This is a genomic window from Candidatus Melainabacteria bacterium (assembly GCA_016193285.1).
Taxonomy (GTDB): Bacteria; Cyanobacteriota; Vampirovibrionia; order 2-02-FULL-35-15; family 2-02-FULL-35-15; genus JACPSL01.
Map to the genome: position 1 here is coordinate 63,120 of JACPSL010000036.1, position 7,593 is coordinate 70,712.

The following is a 7,593-nucleotide window of genomic DNA, read 5'->3' on the forward strand; positions in this document are numbered from 1 at the left end:
GCCAAATAAATTGGACAAATCCTACACTTGCAAGTAAGTTGAAAATGAAGCATTAAAATTTGACCTCCTTAAGCTTTTTAACAATTACATGAGTTTCTCTATTAACACCTGGAGGCCCCCAATAGTTAAAAGCATAACTAAACTGAGCATAACCTCCAACCATAAAAATTGGTTTTAGTCTTATACGGGTTAAACTATTGTGGCCACCTGCTCTTTTCATTCCATATGTTGGTGATTTTGGAACTGAGAGAGTTCTTTCTGGTGAGTGATAAATCATACAAATACCTCTTGGAAGTCTTGAACTTACACATGCTCGTGTACACACAACACCATTGTCATTAAAGACTTCAACCCAGTCATTATCTTCTACACCAATTAAATCTGCATCCTTATCATTTATCCAAAGCGGTTCAACTCCTCTTGATAAAGTCTTCATGCGAAGAGTATCTCCAAATGTTGAATGTATTCCCCATTTCCCGTGCGGAGTTAAATAATTTAAAATAATGCTATTACTTCCTTCATTACTTGTTTTTGCAATATCACCGTATGTCATTGCATCTATTCTTGGTTTATGAGTTGGAAGATGTTCACCAAAAGCTATATATGCTTCATGATCTAAATAAAAATGTTGTCTTCCAGTTAATGTTCTCCATGGAATTCTTTCTTCTACATTAAGTACGTATGAAGAATAAGTTCTATTATTGTTTATATTTCCTGACCAAAATGGTGTTGTAAGAATTCTAGTAGGGGCACTAATGATATCTTGAAAGTTAACCCTGACTCCTCTAGTATCTTTTGCAAGATGAGTTAAATCTAATCCTGTCTTTTTTGATTCTGCTTCAAATGCCCTGTATGCAAGTTCACCATTAGTTTCTGCTGCAAAAGCTAAAATATAGTTACATGCATCTATATCTTTTTTTAAGGAAATATATTCAACTCCATTCCATTTTTCAATAGGAAGATCTTTAAGCCTGTCTTCATATATATCTTTAACATCAATTTGAATGCCATGCATTGAAAGTCCATTGTTTTTTATTCCATATCCAAGAGAGATAAATTTGTTATATAAATTTCCTAAATCTCTTTCCACTACTTTTATATTTGGCATTGTTTTTCCTGGAATAGCTTCACATTCTCCATAAGACCAGTCTTTAACAAAACTTTGAGAAATTTCTCCAGGAGTATCATGCATAATTGGTGTAACAATAATATCTTTAATTGGTTTTGGGAAATGTTTTCCTGCAAGTTCAGAAGTTTCTTTTGTAATTCCTTTAAAGATTTCCCAATCGCTTTTTGATTCCCAAGAAGGTGGTACAGCAGCTTGAAGTGGGTGAATAAAAGTATGCATGTCAGTAGTGTTTAAATCATTTTTTTCATAATACGTTGCTGTAGGAAGAATAATATCTGAATAAAGGGCTGATGTATCCATCCTAAAATTAAGATCAACAATTAAATCCATTTTTCCAAGTGGTAACTTATCATGCCAAGTAACTTCTTTAACATCATCTTTGCTTATTTCATCTGCAATTGCATTTGTATGTGTACCAAGATAATGCTTTAAAAAGTATTCATGTCCTTTTGCAGAGGACATTAAAGCATTTCCCCGCCAAATGTAAAACACTCTTGGAAAATTACAAGGGGAATCTGGATCTTCAATTGCAAATTTTAGTTCTTTGTTTTTTAATTTGTTTACAATATATTTAACTATTTCTTCATCAGATTTTGCTCCTTGATTAATAGCTTCATTTGCTAGTTCTAAATTACTTTTATTAAATTGTGGATAAAATGGTAGCCATCCACATCTTACGGCCTGAATGTTTTTGTCTATTGTATGCCCATAAGACATTGGATGTTTTTTGCCTGAAACAGAACAAATTTCATGGAAGGGTTTATCATATCTCCACTGGTCAGTGTGAACATAATGAAAAGAAGGTGTGTTTTGTAATCTGGGTGGTGCACCCCAGTCTGTTCCAAATGCAAGTGGAGCCCAAGCTGACATTGGAGCTAATTTTTCTTGTCCAACATAGTGATTTAGTCCACCTCCATTTACACCTACACATCCAGTTAACATAAGCACTGTAATTGGAGCACGGTAAATGAGATTGTTATGATACCAATGATTTACCCCGGCTCCAATGATAACTGAGCACTTGCCATAGGAAGTCTCTGCAGTTCTTGCCCACTCTCTTGCAAAATTAATTACTACATTTGCTTTTATACCAGTAAATTTTTCTTGCCATGCTGGTGTATATGGCAGCTCATCTTCATGTGAAGCTGGATATTCACCTTCTAGCCCTCTACTTACTCCATATTGGGCCATAAGTAAATCAAAGATAGTTGTTACATATACTTCTTCATTACCATCAGTAGTTTCAATTCTTTTTGTTGGAATACTACGTAAAAGATATTTATCATTTGTACTTTCCGAGAAATCAGAAAGTTTAATTTGTAAAACTCTGTCATGATTGTCTATAAAACTTAAAAGAGGTTCAATATCGTCTTTTAAATTCCATTTACCTTTTTCTTTTTGCCACCTGTAACCTATTGTTCCAGTTGGAAGTTTAATAGAGTTTGATTTTTTATCGAAAACAAATGTTTTCCACTCTGCATTTTCTTCATTTTTTGTCTGCTCAATTTGTGAAGCACGGAGTAATTTACCTGGAACCCATTTACCATCAGAATTTTTTTCTACGGTAACTAAAAATGGTGCATCAGTATTATTTTTTACATATTCTTCAAAATAATTAACCTTTCTTTCATAAAAAAATTCTTTTAAAATCACATGTCCTGCACTCATCCAAAAAGCACTATCTTGTCCCTGATGTAATGGAATCCACTCATCAGCAGATTTACATGTTTGGCTAAAATCAGGTGAAAATACTACTACTTTAGATCCATTATGCCTAGCTTCAACTAAAAAGTGTGCATCAGGAGTTCTTGTCATAAGAACATTTGAACCAACTACAGCAATAAATTTTGAATGATACCAATCAGCACTTTCAGCAACATCTGTTTGTTCTCCCCATACTTCTGGAGATGCTGGTGGCAGGTCGCAGTACCAGTCATAAAAGCTCATACTAACACCACCCATTAGTTGTAAAAATCTTGAACCTGCTGCATAACTTATCATTGACATTGCAGGAATTGGAGAAAAGCCAATGATTCTATCTGAACCATATTTCCCAATTGTATAAATATTACTAGCTGCAATAATTTCATAAGCTTCATTCCATGAGAATCTTCTAAATCCACCTTTGCCGCGAGCTTGCCCATATTTTTTTCTTAACTCTTCATTCTCTTGAATTGACTTCCAGGCAAGTACAGTGTCACCATTAAATTTATTTTTAGCTTCTCTCCATAAATCAAGTAATGTCCCTCTTATATATGGATACTTTACCCGAAGAGGACTATAGATATACCACGAATAAGAAATCCCACGTTGGCAACCACGTGGTTCATAAGGTGGAATATCTTTTCCTAATTTTGGATAATCTAATGCTTGTAATTCCCATGCAACAATTCCATCTTTTACATAAATATTCCAACTACATGAACCTGTACAATTTACACCATGTGTACTTCTAACAACTTTGTCATGAGCCCATCTGTTTCTATAAAACTCTTCCCATGAACGTTCTTGCGGATTTACAATATCTTTAATCCATGACATTTAGTGTCTCCTTATTTCCTTATGTACATCAGTTAATCTTTTTCTATAAAAAAATGCTAGTAGCCCAAATAAAAACAAACATCCAACTAATCCAATTGTATGAAAAAGCCAATTTGATTCTTTTGTTTTGTTTTCTTCTAAAGATTCAAGATATGCAACTAAATGTACAGATTCTTGTTTAGTAATAGGATGATCTTTATAAACAGCTTTCATTATTTTCCAGCTAGCATTTTCAATAGCAGTAATAAGACTATTTTTACTATACTTTTTAAATAAACCTTCCAGGCGTGGGCCAAGCTTACCTCCACCAAGTAAAGTATGATCACTACTACTATGACAGGATATACATGACAATCCATTATTTTTAAAAGATTTTTGCCCAAAGAATAATTTTTTCCCAGCTTCAATGTTTTGAGGATCTAATTCTCCTTCAGTTAGAGTATCTGATGGAGCTTCAGTAGATTGTGATTCTTTTTTAAGTTCTTGCTTTATACGTTCTTTTGCATTCTTAGATTTTACAAAATCTGCATGACTCTTAATTTCAGATTCTTCCATAGGACCAACATTTTCTTCCATTCTTTTTATTGCTTTAATTAATTCTCCATACGGTAATGATGCAGATTTAATTAAATCCAATCCCTCTGACTCATCATCAATTGAATGACATCCTGAACACTTTGAGATAAAAAGACTTGCTTGTTTATCATTTGCATAAGAACTGACTGAGAAAGAAAAAAGTACACAAAATAAAAATATAAATCTAACTATTTTGACATTTTGATTTTTCATAAAGGCTGCTCTTAAATAATATCAATTCGTTAACATGGAAACATTACTTTTGAGTAAAAATTTATCTTTCATGTTTATAAATCATACTTATGAATGATTGCATATAAATATTGTATAGGCAATTTTGTAGAGGCGAGGTTACCTCGCCTCTACTTAAACCCTGATTTAAGTGCAGCTATTAAAAGTGTAAAAGCAAGGCATCTTCTAAGAGTTAGGGATGAAAAAGTATTTGCACCAAGATAAGCACCTACTAACCCTCCAACTGATGCAGCTATTATAAGAGGTATAAGTGATCCAATATCCATTATTCCAGATGATAATCTTCCTAATAGCCCACTGATTGAATTAACAAGTATAAAAAATGCAGATGCTGCACTAGCATTTTTTGGACTTGCCCAATTCATAAATATCATAAGTGGACTTAAAAATATTCCACCACCTATTCCAACTATTCCTGAAACTAAACCAATTATTCCACCTGAAAATAATGCTGTATAGAAGTTTGGAGAGGTTTCTTCTTTTAGTTTTTGTGACAAGGGCAGTGCCATTCTAATAGCTGCAATAATAAGAACAATTGATAAAAGTAAGAAATATATTTTTTGAGTTATGTGTATAGTTCCTCCAAGATATGATAAAGGTATAGAACCTATTAAAAAAGGAAGAATTAATTTAAAAGAAAAGTGTCCTGCGCGAAAGTAAGAAAAAAATGCAATGCCAGAAACAATAACATTTAATATTAATGCTGTTGTAGACATTTCGTGTGATGAAAATGATGTAAATGCAAGTATTGCAAGATATCCTGATGCTCCACCATGTCCTACAGATGAATATAATGCTGCTACCAAAAAAACTAGTGAGACTAAATAAACAAGGTTTGTACCAATTATTTCCATATAAAATTTTTTAACTTAGTTCCAGCTTAAAAGATCTATGTCAACCTTTTCCCCTTTTAATATTAACTTTTGTTCTTCTGGGAAATAAATTAAACAATTAGCATTTGCAATTCCACCAAGCATATGAGAACCTTGTCCTTGTGTAGGTCTAACTAACAAGTCACCATTTTTTTGCTCTAGTATTCCACGTACAAATTCAAGCCGTCCAGGTTTCTTTGTTAAGTTTTCAGATAAAATTGCTTTTGCTTGAAATGGAGTTATAGATTTTGCACCCATTATTTTTAACAAAGCAGGTTTAATAAATTGATGAAAAGAAACAAGTGCTGACACAGGGTTACCTGGTAATCCAAAAACAAGTTTCCTTTTAAAACTTCCAAAATAATTTGGCTTTGCAGGTTTCATTGCTACCTTTGTAAAAAGTGTTTTTACTCCCAGAGAATTAAAAATCTCTTTTACAAAGTCATAATCACCAGTTGAAATACCTCCAACAGAAATAATCACATCTGAGTTTTTAAGTGCTTTTTTAATTTGTTTTTTAATTATTTTTTTGTCATCTTTTACACAAACCACAGAATATTTTTTTATGCCAATTTCATTTAATGCAGCTACTAAGGCATATGAATTTGATTCATATATTTTTCCAAATGTTAATTTTTTACCTACTTTAATTAATTCACTACCTGTAACTATAATTGATACTCTTGGCTTTAAATATACACAACACTTTTTATAACCTAATGTAGCTAACAAACCAATTACTGGCGGGCTTATATAAGTTCCTTTTTCTATTACACAATCATTTAAGTGAAATTCTTCTCCTTCTCTTCTTATGTTTTCCCACCGGCTTGCTGATTTTTTTACATAAATATATTTCTTTTCTTCGAAACAAAATTCCTTCATTATTACAGCTTCAACACCAGCTGGAATAGGAGCACCAGTAAGAATTTTTACAGCTGTACCTGGTGTCACTGCAGCTCTTAACCCATCTCCTGCTTTTATAGTTCCAGTGAGTTGTAATTTAATAGGAGATTCATTTGAAGCATTTTTAACATCTGAAGTTCTTACTCCAAAACCATCAACAGCAGAATTATCAAAAAAAGGAATGTTATGTGTTGTAAAAATATCTTTAGTTAAAACACTACCTCCTGCTTGCTCTAGTTTTATAGTTTTAAATCCAAGAGGATTTGCACAAGCAAGAACTGTTGATAAAGCTTTGTGGTAGGGAATCATTTTCTTAATTATAAAACACCAAATCAATATTAACACTATGTAAAATGTAAATCTTTCCTGAGTAAAAAAGATAAGGTAAAGTATATGTGTTGGAGTTTTTAATATGTCTGATACAGAAAAAAATCTTTCAATGGCAGTTGAGAACAAAGACACTACATCAACAAGACAGCTTGAAGATATTGTTAGTGCACTTACTCATGATTTAAAAACACCACTACTAGCAGCAGAGACAAGTATACAACACCTTCTTGGAGGTTATTTTGGTAATTTAACTAAAGAGCAAAAGCAAATTTTATCTCTGTTAAATCAAAGTAATTCAGATGCTTTAAGATTAGTAAAAAATTTACTTACTGTTTTTAAATATGAGACAAAGGCATATAAATTACTTTTAGAACCAGTTGAGATTTTAGAAATCATTGAAAAAGCTATTAGTACTGTAAGTCCTATGTTAAAAGAAAAAGAAATTTGTCTAAAAACCTCAGATTTGGAATTCCAGTTTGTATGTGATCCATTTGAAGTTGAAAGAGTACTAGTAAATCTTTTGTCAAATGCAATTAAATATACACCTAATGGTGGACACATAGAAATTCTTGCAATAAAAAACGAAAATAATAATGTAACAATTACAGTTAAAGATACTGGAATAGGAATTTCTAAAGAAGAATTGCCAAACTTATTTGAAAGATTTTGGCTGTCACACAAATCAAATTCAGCATCAAACAGTACAGGATTAGGTTTATATTTATCCCGCCAAATTATAGAAGCTCATGGAGGTAAAATATGGGCTAATAGTGAGGTTGGAAAAGGAACTCAAATATCATTTGAGATACCAGAAATTGTATAGTAGATCTTTTTACAATCTTTCAAATTTTCGCAAGTTTAAAACTTAACAATTAATTTTTTTCGTAGAATGCAGAATTGGGATCAAATAAAGCATTTTAGGTCTGAAAAATAGATTTTTCTGTAGGCCATTTGAAATAACCATATTGAGGAATTACTGGAAAATAAAGA

General features: G+C 32.1%; 5 protein-coding genes. 1 reads left to right on the forward strand and 4 read right to left on the reverse strand.

What is annotated here, in order from left to right; all coding sequences use genetic code 11:
* Positions 1 to 52 precede the first annotated feature (52 nt).
* The 4 genes from HYY52_07845 to HYY52_07860 all read right to left on the reverse strand — a co-directional run bounded on the left by HYY52_07845 (position 53) and on the right by HYY52_07860 (position 6,582).
* A complete protein-coding gene (locus HYY52_07845) occupies positions 53 to 3,670 on the reverse strand; it encodes a nitrate reductase subunit alpha (GenBank protein ID MBI2996596.1) in 3,618 nt (1,205 codons plus the stop codon).
* Positions 3,671 to 4,459 carry a c-type cytochrome gene (locus tag HYY52_07850; GenBank protein ID MBI2996597.1) on the reverse strand — a complete coding sequence of 263 codons (789 nt, stop codon included), beginning with the start codon at positions 4,457 to 4,459 and terminating at the stop codon, positions 3,671 to 3,673.
* A 149-nt stretch (positions 4,460 to 4,608) separates the two neighbouring features.
* The gene (locus HYY52_07855; GenBank protein ID MBI2996598.1) at positions 4,609 to 5,352 is read right to left on the reverse strand and encodes a sulfite exporter TauE/SafE family protein; all 744 of its coding nucleotides are present in this window, start codon (positions 5,350 to 5,352) and stop codon (positions 4,609 to 4,611) included.
* Positions 5,353 to 5,367: 15 nt separating this feature from the next.
* Positions 5,368 to 6,582 (reverse strand): molybdopterin molybdotransferase MoeA, encoded by a 1,215-nt coding sequence (locus HYY52_07860; GenBank protein MBI2996599.1) that lies wholly within the window; start codon positions 6,580 to 6,582, stop codon positions 5,368 to 5,370.
* Positions 6,583 to 6,685: 103 nt separating this feature from the next.
* Between HYY52_07860 and HYY52_07865 the strand changes: the two genes are divergently transcribed.
* Positions 6,686 to 7,426, forward strand: coding sequence for a HAMP domain-containing histidine kinase (locus HYY52_07865; protein MBI2996600.1), 741 nt, complete (start codon positions 6,686 to 6,688; stop codon positions 7,424 to 7,426).
* The last annotated feature ends 167 nt before the right edge of the window (positions 7,427 to 7,593 follow it).

Bases quoted from the DNA above. Each gene is read 5' to 3' on its own strand.
- HYY52_07855 (MBI2996598.1), bottom strand. From the start codon at position 5,352: ATGGAAATAATTGGTACAAACCTTGTTTATTTAGTCTCACTAGTTTTT.
- HYY52_07845 (MBI2996596.1), bottom strand. From the start codon at position 3,670: ATGTCATGGATTAAAGATATTGTAAATCCGCAAGAACGTTCATGGGAA.
- HYY52_07860 (MBI2996599.1), bottom strand. From the start codon at position 6,582: ATGATTCCCTACCACAAAGCTTTATCAACAGTTCTTGCTTGTGCAAAT.
- HYY52_07865 (MBI2996600.1), top strand. From the start codon at position 6,686: ATGTCTGATACAGAAAAAAATCTTTCAATGGCAGTTGAGAACAAAGAC.
- HYY52_07850 (MBI2996597.1), bottom strand. From the start codon at position 4,459: ATGAAAAATCAAAATGTCAAAATAGTTAGATTTATATTTTTATTTTGT.